The 16,578-nt window shown below is 36.9% G+C and carries 17 protein-coding genes and 2 rRNA genes; 15 read left to right on the plus strand and 4 right to left on the minus strand.

Features of this window, described 5'->3' with window-relative positions; all coding sequences use genetic code 11:
- From LDX58_RS08905 to LDX58_RS08950, 10 genes are all read left to right on the plus strand, one after another.
- A 23S ribosomal RNA gene (locus tag LDX58_RS08905) occupies positions 1-125 on the plus strand; the annotation flags it as partial.
- Between the two features lie 116 nt (positions 126-241).
- Positions 242-357, plus strand: a 5S ribosomal RNA gene (gene rrf / locus LDX58_RS08910).
- 207 nt (positions 358-564) lie between these two features.
- A complete protein-coding gene (locus LDX58_RS08915) occupies positions 565-1,341 on the plus strand; it encodes a Cof-type HAD-IIB family hydrolase (RefSeq protein WP_227936491.1) in 777 nt (258 codons plus the stop codon).
- A gap of 791 nt (positions 1,342-2,132) precedes the next feature.
- On the plus strand, positions 2,133-3,722 hold the full coding sequence (locus LDX58_RS08920) for an ATP-binding protein (RefSeq protein WP_227936492.1): 1,590 nt from the start codon (positions 2,133-2,135) through the stop codon (positions 3,720-3,722).
- A 5-nt stretch (positions 3,723-3,727) separates the two neighbouring features.
- Positions 3,728-4,387, plus strand: coding sequence for a response regulator (locus LDX58_RS08925; RefSeq protein ID WP_227936493.1), 660 nt, complete (start codon positions 3,728-3,730; stop codon positions 4,385-4,387).
- A gap of 427 nt (positions 4,388-4,814) precedes the next feature.
- Entirely contained in the window at positions 4,815-6,461 is a 1,647-nt protein-coding gene (locus LDX58_RS08930; RefSeq protein WP_227936494.1) for an SLC13 family permease, read from the plus strand.
- A 205-nt stretch (positions 6,462-6,666) separates the two neighbouring features.
- Entirely contained in the window at positions 6,667-7,731 is a 1,065-nt protein-coding gene (locus LDX58_RS08935) for a tartrate dehydrogenase (protein ID WP_227936495.1), read from the plus strand.
- Positions 7,732-7,805: 74 nt separating this feature from the next.
- A complete protein-coding gene (locus LDX58_RS08940; protein WP_227936496.1) occupies positions 7,806-9,020 on the plus strand; it encodes an MFS transporter in 1,215 nt (404 codons plus the stop codon).
- Positions 9,021-9,296: 276 nt separating this feature from the next.
- Positions 9,297-9,962: a hypothetical protein gene (locus tag LDX58_RS08945; protein ID WP_227936497.1), complete on the plus strand. Its 666-nt coding sequence runs from the start codon at positions 9,297-9,299 to the stop codon at positions 9,960-9,962.
- Positions 9,937-10,125 carry a hypothetical protein gene (locus LDX58_RS08950; protein WP_227936498.1) on the plus strand — a complete coding sequence of 63 codons (189 nt, stop codon included), beginning with the start codon at positions 9,937-9,939 and terminating at the stop codon, positions 10,123-10,125. Before LDX58_RS08945 ends, LDX58_RS08950 begins: the two co-directional genes overlap by 26 nt.
- A gap of 279 nt (positions 10,126-10,404) precedes the next feature.
- On the opposite strand, the gene LDX58_RS08955 is transcribed toward LDX58_RS08950, so the two are convergent.
- Both LDX58_RS08955 and LDX58_RS08960 read right to left on the minus strand, forming a co-directional pair.
- Positions 10,405-10,782, minus strand: coding sequence for a hypothetical protein (locus LDX58_RS08955; protein ID WP_227936499.1), 378 nt, complete (start codon positions 10,780-10,782; stop codon positions 10,405-10,407).
- A 248-nt stretch (positions 10,783-11,030) separates the two neighbouring features.
- A complete protein-coding gene (locus tag LDX58_RS08960; RefSeq protein WP_227936500.1) occupies positions 11,031-11,213 on the minus strand; it encodes a hypothetical protein in 183 nt (60 codons plus the stop codon).
- Positions 11,214-11,512: 299 nt separating this feature from the next.
- On the opposite strand from LDX58_RS08960, the gene LDX58_RS08965 reads away from it, so the two are divergent.
- Complete coding sequence (locus LDX58_RS08965; RefSeq protein WP_227936501.1) at positions 11,513-11,845, plus strand: four-helix bundle copper-binding protein; 333 nt, start codon at positions 11,513-11,515, stop codon at positions 11,843-11,845.
- A 268-nt stretch (positions 11,846-12,113) separates the two neighbouring features.
- Here LDX58_RS08965 and LDX58_RS08970 read toward each other — a convergent pair whose 3' ends face one another.
- Positions 12,114-13,160 carry a lactonase family protein gene (locus LDX58_RS08970; RefSeq protein ID WP_227936502.1) on the minus strand — a complete coding sequence of 349 codons (1,047 nt, stop codon included), beginning with the start codon at positions 13,158-13,160 and terminating at the stop codon, positions 12,114-12,116.
- Positions 13,161-13,330: 170 nt separating this feature from the next.
- Here LDX58_RS08970 and LDX58_RS08975 point away from each other — a divergent pair, with 170 nt between their 5' ends.
- From LDX58_RS08975 to LDX58_RS08990, 4 genes are all read left to right on the plus strand, one after another.
- On the plus strand, positions 13,331-14,164 hold the full coding sequence (locus LDX58_RS08975) for a tyrosine-type recombinase/integrase (protein WP_227936503.1): 834 nt from the start codon (positions 13,331-13,333) through the stop codon (positions 14,162-14,164).
- A gap of 166 nt (positions 14,165-14,330) precedes the next feature.
- Entirely contained in the window at positions 14,331-14,738 is a 408-nt protein-coding gene (locus tag LDX58_RS08980) for a hypothetical protein (RefSeq protein ID WP_227936504.1), read from the plus strand.
- A complete protein-coding gene (locus LDX58_RS08985; protein WP_227936505.1) occupies positions 14,728-15,006 on the plus strand; it encodes a hypothetical protein in 279 nt (92 codons plus the stop codon). The genes LDX58_RS08980 and LDX58_RS08985 overlap by 11 nt, the downstream gene beginning before the upstream one ends.
- 409 nt (positions 15,007-15,415) lie before the next feature.
- Entirely contained in the window at positions 15,416-15,643 is a 228-nt protein-coding gene (locus LDX58_RS08990) for a hypothetical protein (protein ID WP_227936506.1), read from the plus strand.
- Between the two features lie 138 nt (positions 15,644-15,781).
- Here LDX58_RS08990 and LDX58_RS08995 read toward each other — a convergent pair whose 3' ends face one another.
- Positions 15,782-16,405, minus strand: coding sequence for a restriction endonuclease (locus tag LDX58_RS08995; protein WP_227936507.1), 624 nt, complete (start codon positions 16,403-16,405; stop codon positions 15,782-15,784).
- Positions 16,406-16,578: the final 173 nt, after the last annotated feature.

The raw sequence follows: 16,578 nt of genomic DNA on the forward strand, positions 1-16,578 counted from the left end.
AAGATGAGATTTCCCATGGATTAATCCAGTAAGACCCCTTAGAGATGATGAGGTTGATAGGTCTGGTGTGGAAGCGTGGCGACACGTGGAGCTGACAGATACTAATCGGTCGAGGACTTATCCAATACTTTCTTTACGTCATATTTTGAATAAATATGAAAATGTTTCTATTTTGCATTATCTAGTTTTGAGAGAACCTTGATTCTTTCAATGGTATTTTATAAAAAATACCTTATAATAGTCTGGTGGCGATAGCGAAGAGGTCACACCCGTTCCCATGCCGAACACGGTCGTTAAGCTCTTTTGCGCCGATGGTAGTTGGGGGCTTCCCCCTGTGAGAGTAGGACGTTGCCAGGCTGATAAAGTACAATCCAATGGGTTGTGCTTTTTTTATTCATAATGAATTTTTCCGATTATAAATAAAACTATTCGGACCTTAATCAACCATTGTCTAAAGAAGTCATTTTGGTGAGAAACTTTATTATGATATAATAGACCAATATCAAGTCCCTCACACACCTTTAATAAAGTGTGAGGGACTTTGAAGCTTCAGGAGGGATTAAGATGTCTGAGAAAAAAATAGTCTTTTTTGATATAGACGGCACTCTTTACAATGAAAATAAACAATTACCAGACTCGACAAAAAAAGCAATCCAAGACTTAAAAACAAAAGGACACTATGTTGCTATTGCAACAGGACGAGCCCCATTTCTCTTTAAAGATTTACGTGACGAATTAGGCATTGATACATATGTTTGTTTTAACGGTTCACTTGTTGTGATTGATAATGAAGTGGTTTCAAAGACGTTATTAGATAAAGATTCATTAGATAAACTGATTGATTTCTCATCAAACAGGCAACATCCTTTAGTCTTTATGGATCCAGACGATATGAAAACAAACATTGAAGCACACCCTCATGTTGAGGAGAGCATGGGTACATTAAAATGTTATCAACCAGGGCACGATGCTAGCTATTATGTAAATAGAGAGATCATGCAGACCCTACTGTTTTGTTCAGAGGGTGAGGAAGCACAGTATGTGAATTCATTTGCAAAATTTGATTTTGTTAGATGGCATCCCCTGTCTGTTGATGTGCTACCTGTTGGCGGCTCAAAGGCAAAAGGTGTTGAAACGGCTATAAATCATCTTGGTTTCTCTAAAGAAGACGTGTATGCATTTGGCGACGGTTTAAATGATATAGAAATGTTGCAATTTGTGGTAAACAGTGTAGCGATGGGAAATGCGCATGGTGAAGTGAAAAATGCAGCTAAACACATTACAAAACATGTAAACGAAAATGGAATCGAGCACGGATTAAAGATGGTTGGACTTCTTTAGTCAAATTAAAAAAGGCACACGTATAGCAACCCTGCTGATACGTGCGCCTTTTTACTTTTTCACCTTTAACTCGGATTACTTTACTTATTGCAGTTGGTCTTTTCAGCTAGTTAGTCTCTTTCTTGGTTTTTCTATTCTTTTGATAACGCAAACTATTCTTGTAGGAGTACTCTAGCTTGTTACCGTGTTGTCACGGCGCAATATCGTTCGGTCGTTGGTTTATAATTTTTTGAAGCGACAGTCTTAATCAAGTTGATGAATATTATAAAGGATTTGCCTAGCTCTTACTTCATAAACAACTTGTTTGCCCTGGCTGTTCTGTATAACAATTCTTGCTGTTCATTTCATTCCTGCTTTCATAAATCAGCCCTCGTTTACTCTAGAATAAAGCATAATTAATAGAAAGTTGATCATATTTAGATAGAAGCATGCTTTTAGTAAAGGAATAGATGCTTTATGATTAAATAAAGCGGTTAAAATGACAAGGTAGATCTTATGAAAAATAACTATTCAATTATGCAAGCAACGAAGGTTGGTGGGGTAACCAGAACTCATTTCAGCTATTTTAAATCCGAATCTGCTCTCTAACACCTATTCTATAGAAGAAATGTCAAAACAAGAAGCCAACTACGAGATTAAAGTAAGCAACACTTAAGGAAATTAACAAGGAATTCATGTCACTTGCAAAGCAACTATTATCGAAAACTATTGATAGATGAACCTTATGTACAATCGCTGAAACAAAGGCAATCATGTCATAATTAAGAGAAGCTCTCTAAAGGATGAAATAAATGAAAATCAGTTTACGTCTAAAAATATTAGTCATGTCTTTTGTGGTTGTGGTCGTTTCAGTCATGACAAGTGGCTGGATCATGGTTAACAATATTACCGATGCGTTTGAAAAAGAGATTGAAGAGCGTGCAGTTGCGATCGCAAGAACTGTGGCACAAATGCCAGATATTCGCAAATATGTTGGGGTGCAGGGCGGAGAAATGGAAATTCAACCAATTGCGGAAAGTACACGTCAAGCAACCAATGTTGATTATATTGTCATCATTGATATGAATAGTATACGCTATTCTCATCCTTCTGAAGAGTTAATAGGGAAAGCCTTCGTTGGCGGCGATGAACGAGAAGCAATGGCTGAAAAGGAATATGTATCAAGAGCTCAAGGTACTTTAGGAAACTCTATTAGAGCTTTTGTGCCGATCATAAGCGAAGGTGGAGGCGAACAAGTTGGAGTTGCGGTTGTCGGCATATTAACTCCAACCTTTCAATCATTAATTGCTGCTTACAGTAACGATCTGCTCTTCTCACTTATATGGGGGTTATTTATTGGCTTGATCGGTTCCTTTCTTTTAGCTCATCATATAAAAAAGCAAACGTTTGGATTAGAACCACATGAGATTGCTAAACTAGTTGAGGAAAGATCAGCCGTTATGCAAGCGATGGACATCGGAATTATCGCTTTAGATGAAAAAAGTCAAATTACTTTTATGAATCGTTTAGCTAAGCAATACTTTCAAGGAGGGAAGAATAAAGGCTCTTTACACGTACACGATATTTTTCCAAACTCATGGGAACATATGGTTGATCAATTGAAAAAGGAACGCAAAGAACAGTTGATCAATCAGAATGTTGTTCTTTTCGATAAAACCTATCTTCTTTCTTTGTACCCTATTCAAGTTAAAGGAACATTAGTTGGTACGTTATTAACGATGATCGATAGGACAGAGGCGAATCGTATGGCTGAAGAACTAACCGGAGTGAAAGCCCTAGTTGACGCACTTAGAGCTCAAAATCACGAGTATATGAACAAGTTGCACAGCATTGCTGGATTGATTCAATTAGAAAGAACCGATGAGGCTTTAGACGTCATTCTTGATGAAACGGAAAATGAAGAAAATATGATTTTATTTTTAAAAGAACGCTTTAAAGATTATTCTCTTTCAGGCCTTTTATTAGGGAAACGATCAAGAGCGCGTGAGTTAGGGATTACGTTCAATATTAATCAAGCTAGTTATTTGAAAGGAATTTTTCATCGTTTAAGTTCAGGAGATCTTGTGACGATTACCGGAAATCTTATTGAAAATGCTTTTGAGGCGTTTGGAACTCAAGCTGAAAGAAGGGTAGTTGAATGTCTAATACAAGGAGATGAAAATCATCTTCATATTAAGGTGAAAGATAATGGAAAGGGCATTACGACTGAAAATGAAGAGAAAATATTCGACTATGGCTTTAGTACAAAAGCAAAAGAAGGGCGAGGTATTGGATTAGCACTTGTCGAGCAAATTGTAACGGCTCACCATGGTGAAATAACAGTAGAGTCTGAAGTTAATGTCGGAACTGAGATTACAATTAAAGCAAATAGAAGAGGGTAAAAAATATGATTAATGTTTTTATTGTGGAAGATGACCCAATGGTTTTAGAAGTGAATAGAGGTTTTTTAGAAAAAGTTTCACTATTTACACTGTGTGGGACGGCAACAAATGGAACTGATGCCTTAGCAGAAATTCAAGCAAATAAACCTGATTTAGTGTTGTTAGATATGTTTCTACCAGATATGTCTGGATTAGATGTATTAAAATCTATTCGAAATAATGAGATGAAGTGCGATGTGATTATGATAACAGCGGCTAGAGACACCGAAACGATCCAAAATGTATTTAGACTAGGAGCCGTTGATTACCTTGTTAAACCATTTCGGTTTGATCGTTTTAAGACAGCTTTAGAAACGTATCAGAAAATGAGAAGAAAGCTAAGTGATTCCGCCCCTCTTAATCAGTCCGACATCGACGAAATGAAGCAAATTCAGCAACGTGATCAATCGGTACCTAAGGGCTTAAGCGAGACGACGATGAAACAGATACTTTTGAATCTGATTGATCAAACTGACCCCGTAACAGCAGAGGAATTAGCAAAATCGTTAGGGATGGCAAGAGTCACTGTACGAAGGTACTTAGACCATTTAGAACAGTCAGGAAAAATTCAAGTACAAGTAAAGTATGGAAGTGTAGGACGCCCGAGTCATCACTATTTTATGTGATAGTGGGGCGTTCATTTTTTATTGTGGGAAAGTAAAATGTTCATTTTGTACTGCTGGGTAAGTAGATGCAACATTTTTTTGAGTGGGTAGAGCAGGGAACCAGGACTGTCGGTAGCAGGGTGAACCTTTTTTAAGACTTATTAAATAATATAATAGTAAAAATGATCATTCACAGCGGAATCGAATTCACAGTGAACCCAACTTAGAAGTGGTTATTCAATGTATTTCAATGAAATAGCGCATGAATCGGAATAGTACCAAATTCAAGACCAAAAAGACCAAAAAGAGCAGTATGTTCTAATTATTGTCGTTATATTGAAAGCGCTTTATAATCAGAATAATTAAACTCTGCTTAATTAGAATGTGAAGCAGGTTAAATGGCGCTGTAACCGCAATGAATTGAGCGCAGAAATAGGGGGGAATTAAAATGAAAGCAAGTATTACTTCTGTGTGGAATCAATTATGGAGTTCACATAATCAATCAAAAAAACTACTCTTGTTTTCTTTACCAATGAGATCGAAACAAAAGTTGGATACAATGGAGAATGAAAATTCAAAACAAGAAACTCCTAAACAACCAAGTTATAAAACGCCACAAAAGGTAGGGTTGTTTCTTGGACCACTTTTATTTATGGCGGTATTGTTATTCTTTTTTCCAGAAGGACTAAGCTATGAGGGACGAATGGTACTAGCAACCACTTTGTGGGTGGCAACATGGTGGATCACAGAAGCAATTCCAATTCCAGTGACGTCACTACTACCGATCATTCTTTTACCGATTACTGGGGCTGTAAATGGAGATATGGTTACGGCGGCTTATGGTAATCCGATTATTTTCTTGTTTTTAGGTGGTTTCCTTATTGCACTAGCAATGGAAAAGTGGAATCTGCATAAACGTATTGCCTTGAATATCATATCTGTTATTGGTACAAGTCCATCACGAATTGTTTTTGGTTTTATGGCAGCAACTGGTTTCCTGTCGATGTGGGTTTCAAACACAGCGGCTGTTATGATGATGCTTCCGATCGGGACGGCAATCACGTATCAAGTAGCTCAAGCTCTAAAAAACAACAAAGAAAATTTAGCCGCTGAAGAAGAAAAGTTTTCAAAGGTGCTTATTTTTGGGATTGGATATGCTGGTACAATTGGGGGGCTTGGAACATTAATTGGTACGCCCCCCAATATCATTCTAGCAGCGACGATTCAGGAGTTATTCGGAGTGCAAATCTCTTTCGCTGATTGGTTATTTTTTTCTGCTCCTGTCGTTGTTATTTTACTAATTAGTAGTTGGTTGTTTTTAACGAAGGTTGCACATCCAATTAAATTAAAGGAGCTACCAGGAGGAAAAGCACTCATTGACAACGAAAAGAATAAGTTAGGAAAAATTAGTTTTGAAGAGCAAGCGGTTTTAGCCGTGTTTCTATTTGCAGCTTTTATGTGGATTACGAGAACGTTCTTATGGGAAGGGCAAATTATTGCGATACCAGGTCTTAATGACACGATGATTGCGATCTTTGCTGCTGTTCTATTATTTTTAATTCCTTCTATTAATAAGGGAAGTCGTATTTTAGACTGGGAAGTGTCTAAAGATGTACCGTGGGGGATTCTGTTGTTATTCGGTGGTGGATTAGCGATTGCAGCTGGTTTTCGTGAATCAGGATTAGCCGATTGGATTGGTGGCCAGCTAACAGTTCTAGAAGGTGTTAATTTCATTCTTATTATCGTACTCACAACAACATTAGTTTTATTCTTAACTGAAATTACGTCTAATACAGCAACTGCAACGATGATCTTACCTGTTTTAGCAGCACTTGGTCTTGCTTTAAACATTCATCCGTTTGCGTTAATGGTACCTGCAGCAATGGCAGCTAACTGTGCATTCATGCTTCCGGTAGGAACACCGCCAAATGCGATTATTTTTGCAACTGGAAAAATAAAAATCATTGAGATGGTTAAAAACGGGTTCTGGATTAACATTTTAGCTGTAATCTTGATTACGTTTGCTGTTTACATTTTACTACCACTCTTCTGGGGAGTTGATTTAACTGTTTTTCCATCTGAGTTTAGATCTTAAAGGGCAAACAATTATTATTTAAAAGGGGGATAGGATCTGGTTTAATTAATACGATATGTACGTATTAAACTAGAGCCTATCTTTTTTATGTTTTAGGAGAATACGTATCAATGTTTTTATCATATTCCTATCAAAGTCAATGTTTGAGAGTTTAGAGTGGTGAGCTCTATTTTTAATTTACAGTAGATGTTAGGAGAGATCATTAATGGAAAAAATTAAATTGTCAGTCATACCCGGAGACGGAATAGGACTGGAGGTTGTTCCTGAAACGTTAAAGGTACTTGATATTTTAGCCGATATTCATGGAGGGGTAAAATTTGAATACGAAAGCCACCCGTGGAGTTGTGAGTATTATTTAGAGCATGGAGTGATGATGCCAACGGATGGAATGGAAAAAATCCATCAGACGGATGCCATTTATTTAGGTGCGGTTGGGAATCCAAAGTTGGTACCGGATCATATCTCTCTTTGGGGCCTGCTTATTAAAATTCGGCGTGAATGTGAGCAAGTGATCAACATCAGACCAGCTCAATACATAAAAGGGGTTAAGTCTCCTCTTGCTGAACCGAATGAATTTGACTTTATTGTCGTCCGTGAAAATAGTGAAGGCGAATACAGTGAAGTAGGTGGAAGAATTCATAGTGGTGACGATGAGATTGCGATACAAAACGCTGTATTCACAAGAAAAGCGACAGAGCGAACGATTCGTTATGCATTTGAATTGGCACAAAAACGAAACGGGCGGGTGACGAGTGCGACGAAATCAAATGGGATTGTACATAGCATGCCGTTTTGGGACCAAGTGTTTAAAGAGGTCGGGCGAGACTATCCAAATATTAAAACAGAGAGTAACCACATTGATGCGCTATGTGCATTTTTAGTTTCAAAACCAGACCAATTCGATGTTATTGTCGCAAGTAATTTATTTGGAGATATTCTGACAGATTTAGGCGCTGCGATAATGGGTAGTATAGGGATTGCTCCAGCTGCGAATATAAATATTAACGGTAACTATCCTTCGATGTTTGAGCCGGTCCATGGTTCAGCACCAGATATTATTGGGAAAAATATTGCTAATCCAGTAGGCCAATTATGGACTGCTAAGATGATGTTGGATCATCTTGGATTAGGAGAGTTAGGTTCGTTATTAATCCGGGCGATTAAAGAGACGATTGGAGAGGGAATAAAAACGAGAGATCTCGGTGGTACGGCTAATACACAAGAAGTGATTGATCATACCATTTCTAAACTGTTGTCTTTTTCGAAGTAGAAAGAAGGATCGGGGGTTCTACCGATCCTATTTGCTTTTAAATACGTCTATCTCACAGTAAAGGAAGGGTTCAAGTGATCGAATTACGGACAAAGGAATTTTGGCAGACAACGATTGCCCTTAGTATTGGTTCTCTATTGATTTTTGCAAATGTTTACTTTACACAGCCTATTTTACCGATTTTATCTGAGGAATTTAATGTATCAACTCTTGCTGCAAACATGACTGTTTCTCTCGTTATATTAGCATTAGGTTTGTCCTTGGTCTTCTACGGTCCTTTTTCTGATAGTGTTGGACGACGTGGGATTATGATTGTAACAATGGCACTTGCCACTGTAACGACGTTCTTAGCTGCATTCGTGCCAACGTTTGAATGGTTTATTGTTGTTCGCATATTACAAGGAATGTTTCTAGCGGGGCTGCCTTCTCTTGCTGTTGCTTATATTGGCGAGGAGTATTCGCAGAGTGCGCTTTCACTTGCCATTGGCATTTATATTAGTGGTAATACGATTGGTGGAATGTTTGGCCGCGCTTTTAGTGGGATTTTAACAGACATGATCAGCTGGCGGTTTGCCTTTATCGCAATGGGAATTGTTAGTTTGATATGCTTGATTTTTTTTATCGTATTACTTCGACCTTCTAAACAATTTGTTAGTAAAAGATTTAATTGGCAAGGGACCCTGAAAGACTATCGCTCTCACCTTGTGAATAGAGAATTAAGGTTAGCTTACCTGATTGGAGGCCTTCATTTTGGTATATTTGTTGGTCACTTTAGTTATGTTACCTTTCTTTTAAGCAGTCCGCCTTATCAAATGCCTTCTAGTTTAATTGGCCTCTTGTTTTTAACTTATATTGCTGGGACGATTAGTTCTCCTCTTTCAGGGAAACTTGCAACGAAGCTGTCTAAATCTATTTGTATTGAGATTGGAATTCTCATAATGGTAATTGGTTTTATGATTACGTTAGCAAGTAGTATACCAGCCATTATTACAGGACTCTTGCTAAATTGTTTTGGCTTCTTTTTTGCCCATTCAACCGCTAGCTCTTGGGTGAGTAGCAGGGCGCAAACAGCTAAAGCTAGTGCATCAGGATTATATTTAATTTTCTATTATATTGGGGGGAGTATTGGTCCTTTGTATTTAGAGCCCTTTTGGAATTTTTTACATTGGAAGGGGATTGTACTTGGAACGATCTGTATATTAATGATGACAGCATTTATAGGTTTAAAGATGAGAAAAATAGAATGTATGCACAATTCAGAGCCTATAAGAAGCATTAGCCATCTTTAAAGTTAAAAACGTACAATTACTTTCGATAAAGGTATACATTAAACAGGACACATGGCATTTATTGAAAGTAGCCATGTGTTTCTTCATTTATCCCAACGTGTAAAACGTTCACTTTCCTGATTCATCGTCTGTCGTTTGTATAACACATGATTTTTCTGAACTAGCCTTAATAAAAAACTCTTTTGAACATCCTCATCTAAACGGAAATATAGATGCCTGTTTATGATTCTTAGGCGAAGGGAATTACCATGTTATACAGAGAAAGGAGATGACGGCATGAAAAAAGTAGGAGGGCTATTACTTATTGCTTCGTTCATATTGATAGCTTGTTCATCTGAAGTAGAAGGTCCAAGGGAAGAGGATCGTGAGGAGAGTTTTTCACAAGAACAATCCCCTGAAGGAAATAGTAACTCAGAGGAAGCGGGAAGCGAAAGAGCAGAGGGAAATGATCAAGAAGAGAAACGGTCATTGAATAAAGCAGAAGCTGAGGAAGTTATGAATGATTATAAGAGTACATTTATGGAAGTTGCCGAAAATGCAGATCAACAAGGCAAGGTTGCTAACTATCACTCAAAAGAAGAACTTTTAACTTATTTTACGTCGATTATGTCACAAGAATTGGCCCGCTGGTTTGCTGATACGTATTTCGTTGAGAAGAATGATGAATTATATATTAAAGCAATGGATGCACCTACATGGTTAGATAATGAGAGTGAATTTAAGTTAAAAAAAGTAAATGATCAACAATATAAAGTCATACAGGAACGAGATAATGAGTTTATAGGTCATCTAAATATGATTTATGTTCTTTTACTTCAAGACGAAAAGTGGATTGTTGACGAAATTCAGTCGGAGAAGCTAAATCGTGCTTCAAATCCTATAAGTAGTGAGGACAAAATGACAGAAGAAGAGGCAATTGCAACAGATAGACAAAAGTCTTAGAATTAAAGAAGAGACAAAAGTGGTTATTGATCATCTTAATGATAATGGGAACTATGTTATACATGTTTATGATGTTGTCGAAAGAGAAAAGGGATCTCATACGGCAACAATTGGTTGGTACAAGGTAGATGTGACGAAAGGAACAATGGAAGAGTATTATTAGATTAAGTTAGTATTAATAAAAGGAAAGAACGTTGATATAAAAATAAAAAGATGCAGTGCACTGAGCATAAGCCGTTCGGTTGAGAGGGAGAAAAATAGAATTAACAACTTATTTAACAGACCGTTTGACCGTCATTCTGGAGTGAAAATAATACCTATATTAGCAACAAAAGATGTCTAGATTTAACAATAAGGGATTCCGTGTTAAGACGTTAATGACGTATGAATTGGCATACGTCATTTTCTTGTTGAATAAAGAATGGTTTTGCTTTTGGGTAGTCTAATGAATATACTCAGCTTGGTAGGAGTTAGCACCAGCGTGAACAGCAAGCAATGTATTTGCATATCCTACAAGGCGATTAACTACTTCGTCAGATATTGCATAAACCAACTCATGGTTTATTTGATCATGAAGTTTTGGATCATCATAGATAACCGTCGTATTAATAAAAACATCTCTGTTACCTTGAAGTTCATAGTGAATAATGGCCTTTCCTGCAGCTCCTCCGGTTTCGGGATCATGAAACTGGTGTAAAAAGACATACCACTCTTCTGCTGTAGCCGAGCGAAAATTTTTAGTGAAAGATAATTTCTCAATTTCCTTTTTTATTTTGGGATCAAGTTCTTGATTTGTAAAACGGATCACTTTTTTGTTCATGTTCATCACCAATCTGTTTATTTATTTGTCATTGAAAAAAAGCTAATTTGAGTGGTTATGTTTTTATTAGTATGGTATATTTTCACGATTCTTATGTTAGCAAAGTATGACGATTATTGGTTCAGTGGCAAGATTAGTAAAGACGCTCGCGGGAAAAAGGAATTCGTGTTGTTGATTTAGTGAAAGCAAAGAAATCTAGCAGGTCTTGTAGCAGCAGATTTCTTTGATAGCGATGTTAATCTTGGAAATTAAACATTTTTTAAAAGGATTGCAGTGTATCTCTTTGCTCTTGCATTGAAATGTCTCTCGACGTCAGGTGTGTTTTCTTTAATATAATGATTGTATCGTTGTTGCAACATTGATTGTTGTAGAGCCATATGGATGTGAATTTCTCTAACTGAATGATCACTCATCCATTCTTTATTTGTCATTTTTTTCTCGAGGTTTGTTAGTATGTTGACATTATGAAGTTTAGTTAAGAGGGAAATAGGTAATCTAAATAAGAGAGTACTGAAAAAGGTGTAATTCGGAGGCCGCTGAAAAAGTTCCTATTAGCAAATTCGAGGAAGCAGCAATGGTTCCACACGTTGCGCGCCTGCTATGAGAACCCGACTCATTGCTTAAAGGCCATTGAAAAAGGTAAAAATCGTACCTTTTTCAATGGCCGAAAACGACCCTTTTTTAGTAATCTCCTAAATAAAGAGCCATTTTTTCGAGGAGGGTATTTAAAATGGAGAAACATGAAACATATCAATCTCTACTGGAAACACTGCATGAATGTATGGTGGCATGCAATCATTGTTATGACGCTTGTTTACAAGAAGAAAACGTCAATATGATGGCCGCGTGTATTCGTTTAGATCGAGAATGTTCAGATATATGTGCTTATTTGGAACAAGCAATAGGTAGAGGAACACCTTTTGTGTCTGAATTGGCAGAAGTATGTGCAAAAATTTGTGAAGCATGTGGAAACGAATGTAAGAAACATGACCATGATCATTGCCAACAGTGTGCGATTGCTTGTATGAATTGTGCAGCAGAATGTAGAAGGTTAATTGCTTAAACGATTTTAAAAGGCGATAAGATATTATTAGAATTATAAAAACCAGGGATATTCTCTAGGAATAAGCCCTGGTTTTATGTAAGCTTTTAAGATGTTTTTTCCTAAAGTCAACCTGTTCACTTGTTAGACTGGTTCTTCCCCCTGCAGCAACACTTGAAGATAAAATGTATTTAAGGGGTTACTAAGAAGTTTCTCGTAGATTTGCCGCCATAAGACAGAAAAAGATCTGTCCCAAATTTTCCCTTAGGACAGATCTCTCATTGAACGTTTAAACATGTAGAAAAGCAATGCAAACCGGATTTGGTACAGAAATTTCAACACCCGTTTTTGTAAGTTGTCCACTGGTTTTATCAATAGAAAATTGAACAATGTTACTTGTATTTTGATTGGCAGCAAGTAAGTATGTTCCAGATGGGTCGATCGTAAAATCTCTCGGGAACTCGCCTCCAGAGGATATATGATCAACTAAAGAAAGTGCTCCTGTTTCTATATCAATACTAAATACAGCGATGCTGTCATCACCTCGATTAGACGCATAAACAAATTTTCCATCAGGAGAGATTTTCAAAGCACCGCCAATACTTTCCCCTACAAAGCCAGAAGGAAGAGATGTAATGTATTGAATGTCATTAAATGAACTTGTTTCGGTGTCGTAGCTCAAAGCAATAACTTCTGAGCTTAATTCTCCATTTACATAAGCAAATTTACCATTTGGATGGAACTGAATATGTCTCGGGCCTGTTCCGGGTCTAAATGTAAATTCACTATGTGGGGTAAGTTGTCCAGCTTCGAACTGATAAATAGCCATCTTGTCTGTACCCAAATCAACGACACATAGGTGCTTTTCATCAGGCATTAAGCCAGCATAGTGAGCATGAGGCTTTTCTTGTCTTTCATGAGGACCAGTACCTTCATGGGTTACAGTTGAGGTAGCTGGAGAAACTTCACCATTACCTGTGATTTTATAGGTAACGCCAGTACCGAGATGATAGTTAGCTGAGAATAGATACTCGTTATTTGTATTTAAACTAACATGACAGGGGGGGCTACCAGCTGCTAATTGTGAATTTAAGAATTCTAATTGATCGGATTCATTGATCAGATAAGCGGCAACTCCGCCTTCACTACCTTCTTTTATGACAGAAAATAAATGCTTGTTGTCATTACTTATCGTTAGGTATGTAGGGTTATCTAATTCTGCTGCAACTTCAGCTTGATCAATAACTCCTGTCGAGGCATTTATCGTCATTCGATAAATGCCTTTACTAGCACCATTCGTATAGGTACCAATATAGGCTATGAAATTAGTGGTCATCTTTTATTCCTCCCTAATAGGTTACTACCTGTTAACTATATCATAGGTATATAAGACAAGCACAATCTAAAAAAATTTGTAAAAGGGTGAAATTAACATATAAAATATTGCGCAGAACTTGACTTTATACTTGCCAGGGTTTATAGTTTGAATAGTTAGGGGGAATCATTTTGGATAAGAAATGCGCTGGAACCACAAAAGATGTGATTGATTCTTTTGCCGTCTATCTCTCTGAAAAAGGAAGATCTGAGAATACAATTAAGACTTATTGTGGTGTAATTCATTCATTTTGCAGTTGGTTAGAGTCGCGGGAGAAAATGATTACACATCTTAGTAAGGAAGATATTCAAGCTTACATTCATTTTCTCGAAGCTGAAAAACGAAGTATATCTACTATTAACAAAATATTCAATACAATTAATACGTTTGCTAGGTCGATTTCATTACCGGAATTAACGGATACGGTTCAAAGAACGAATAAAAGGATTGATTATGTCGCCCCGGACTATTTAAAAGAAACAGAAGTTCAAGAACTTTTAAATCGATCAAAAAAAGACCAGAGTAAACGAAATGTGGCGATTGTCTTTACCTTGTTATACACAGGTGTTCGGGTTTCTGAGCTTTGTATGTTAAACAAAACAGATATTAAATTAAATGCAAAAAGTCAGACAGGACAGGTAGTTGTTAGATCTGACAATGGCAATGAGCGGATGATCCCGCTTTCAAAAGAGCTTGTAGCTAAACTTAATGACTATCTTACGTCACGTACGGATGATCATGATGCGCTGTTTGTATCTAATTACCAAAAACGAATTGCCACAAGAACGGTTCAGCATATGTTAAAAGAAGAATACAATGTACACCCTCATAAGCTACGTCATACGTTTTGTCATGATTTAGTTCGTAAAGGTGTAGATTTATCGATTGTTGCTCAACTATCTGGTCATTCAGATGTCAATGTCACAAAGCAGTATCTAGATCTAGCAGACGATGTAGTTAGTTAAAATAGATGATCAAACATAGCCCTAATTCTGAAACCATTTCAGGATAGGGCTATGTTTATGTTTTTTTGGATTTCTTCCTAATGAAACCGCCTAAAAAGATAACCTTTTAGGTAGTTTAACCATAAACTGTCACGAATATGTTTTTAGAGTGGAGTGTGGTGGAAAAGTGAGGACGAATAATGAAAGTCTAGTGTTTAAACCAACTGCAGGCAAGAGCAATATGCAAGAATTGTTTTGGTCAAATGTTTCTAAGGTAGGACAAGGAAAAAATATGTTTCAGCAATATAAAATTAGAGCCGGAGAAGCTATTCTCGCCAATAATACGATGTTTCAACATATAGTCGGAAAAGAAATACAGCTAACCCTTAGAGCAAATGAAATAACTTTTTTAAATAAACAAATTCGACCGCTATTTAGTGGCAAGGTTGTTCAAGTGACGAATGGATATATTACATTAGATCCTGTCGCTGTGTCTTTATCGGAACTAAACCAATATACATTTCAAACACCTCTTCATTTTCCAATTGACCGCATTTCTAATTTCATTACGGAGGAACACGGAAATGAAAAATAAACCAATTTTAACGAGTGGTACTGTCCGTCACAAAGTCATAATAGATACGTTAAAGAGAAGTACTGGGCAAAAAGTTTTCCTACTCATTCAGCCGTATCCTTTTGTAGTTTTTGGATCAATTGTGGCTGTTAAACATGATTTTCTATTAATAGATATCCAAGCTAACCGATTAAGTGAGGTTCAAAAAGGAACCATCCATGTCAAAATAGAGGATATTGAAGCTTTTTATATAGAAGCCGCAGGGCCGAAAATACCAACCGAAACTTAACATAGAAGCGCATTGGATTTAACGAATCCAATGCGCTCTGCTATTATTAAAACCCCGGCGTACGTAGAATTAGTGTTATGTGCGAGTTGGTGATTAATTGCACGAGATCGTATCGTATATGCACGAGGATGCGATTAATTGCACGAGACCAGCTCCTATGCACGAAATTGAGATTAATTGCACAAGATCCGACCATATATGCGCGAGGTTGAGATTAATTGCACAAGATCCGACCATATATGCGCGAGGTTGAGATTAATTGCACAAGATCCGACCATATATGCACGAGATTCTCCTTTATTGCACAAAAGCCCAACCTCATATATCTTTCAAAAACTGCTAAATTAGAAAAACCTGAATATTCATCGCAAATAAGGTCCATTCTAATGAACAAAAAGGAGACTTCATAGTGGAGCGATATCAAATAAGAGAGATGATTATTGATGACCATTTTGATGGAGAAGAATCAGTGACAGCTGAATTTAGTCACAACCATAATGATTACAGTGTTACTTTTCATAAAGCAGACCTTGAAATCATTAACACGTGGATTTTGAAGGATGGTACATCGTTGCCAGCCAATTTATCAGATTCTTTGATTGAATCAATCAGAGATGAGGTGAAAAAGAAGATCTAGTTGGGGTGCACCGTTTTAATGAACGCTGTTATCAAAAGACCTTTCTCGCTAACCTATTAGAACGGATGCTATTATGAAAATTAGCATAAAAAGTTAAAGAGCTTAGAATCATCTCTAAGCTCTATTTCTGATGCGTCTTTAAGACCCATTTTTAATTTCTTCATTAAAAAATAAAGTTCGTACACGTTGAATAAAGCGATGGCTTCTTTTATTTTTTAGGTAGGCATCAAGATAAGCGTCTAGAGAGTCACGATCAATTAGGATAACTTTGTTTGCTCGTCCCACTTGTTTAGCAGCTTTTGTAAAGTGACGATTGGTCACAACGATTACTTTAGATGCTTGGTAGAGAGATTTACTTGCAAGTGCATCTTTAATCAAATTGGATCCGACATTGCTCGTTTGACGTTTGACAAAAACAATGGCTTTTAGTCCTTTTTTACGAAGAACCAAATCTGCTTTTGATTTGTAGTTCTCTTTCATTTTATTAACAGAATAGCCTTGTCGTTGAAAAATCGGAACGAGCAGTTGTTGAAATTCTCGGTCTGGAAGATCATCTATATTTAAAAAATTGGCTGATAAATGACGTGAGGTTAATTTGTATTCCTTAAACAAATACCACATTCCTGTAAATGTTAAGAGCGCCGCTAAGGTAAAACCGAAAATGGTAAAATCGTAATTATATAATTGGACTAGAATGTATGTTGTTAAAAATAGAAAGATTGGAATGAGTTTTCCCTTTGGTTTAGAAGTCGCTTTTGACATAAGAACAAACCCCTTTACAGTGTTTTGCATCTAGTATGTCCACAATACAGTATATATATGTAATTTAGCTTTTGGGTGTACTTTTTCTAAGGTACGATGTAGATAGCCATATAGAATTAAGGGAGAGGAAGATTACTTCTAATTCCGCCTTCCTAGAAAAATAAAAATGCTAA

Source organism: Alkalihalobacillus deserti (assembly GCF_020734105.1).
GTDB lineage: Bacteria > Bacillota > Bacilli > Bacillales > Bacillaceae_D > Halalkalibacter > Halalkalibacter deserti.

What these genes read in the sequence shown, in the direction of transcription:
- LDX58_RS08915 (WP_227936491.1), top strand. Translation starts at nt 565, where the DNA reads ATGTCTGAGAAAAAAATAGTCTTTTTTGATATAGACGGCACTCTTTAC.
- LDX58_RS08920 (WP_227936492.1), top strand. Translation starts at nt 2,133, where the DNA reads ATGAAAATCAGTTTACGTCTAAAAATATTAGTCATGTCTTTTGTGGTT.
- LDX58_RS08925 (WP_227936493.1), top strand. Translation starts at nt 3,728, where the DNA reads ATGATTAATGTTTTTATTGTGGAAGATGACCCAATGGTTTTAGAAGTG.
- LDX58_RS08930 (WP_227936494.1), top strand. Translation starts at nt 4,815, where the DNA reads ATGAAAGCAAGTATTACTTCTGTGTGGAATCAATTATGGAGTTCACAT.
- LDX58_RS08935 (WP_227936495.1), top strand. Translation starts at nt 6,667, where the DNA reads ATGGAAAAAATTAAATTGTCAGTCATACCCGGAGACGGAATAGGACTG.
- LDX58_RS08945 (WP_227936497.1), top strand. Translation starts at nt 9,297, where the DNA reads ATGAAAAAAGTAGGAGGGCTATTACTTATTGCTTCGTTCATATTGATA.
- LDX58_RS08955 (WP_227936499.1), bottom strand. Translation starts at nt 10,782, where the DNA reads ATGAACAAAAAAGTGATCCGTTTTACAAATCAAGAACTTGATCCCAAA.
- LDX58_RS08960 (WP_227936500.1), bottom strand. Translation starts at nt 11,213, where the DNA reads ATGACAAATAAAGAATGGATGAGTGATCATTCAGTTAGAGAAATTCAC.
- LDX58_RS08965 (WP_227936501.1), top strand. Translation starts at nt 11,513, where the DNA reads ATGGAGAAACATGAAACATATCAATCTCTACTGGAAACACTGCATGAA.
- LDX58_RS08970 (WP_227936502.1), bottom strand. Translation starts at nt 13,160, where the DNA reads ATGACCACTAATTTCATAGCCTATATTGGTACCTATACGAATGGTGCT.
- LDX58_RS08985 (WP_227936505.1), top strand. Translation starts at nt 14,728, where the DNA reads ATGAAAAATAAACCAATTTTAACGAGTGGTACTGTCCGTCACAAAGTC.
- LDX58_RS08995 (WP_227936507.1), bottom strand. Translation starts at nt 16,405, where the DNA reads ATGTCAAAAGCGACTTCTAAACCAAAGGGAAAACTCATTCCAATCTTT.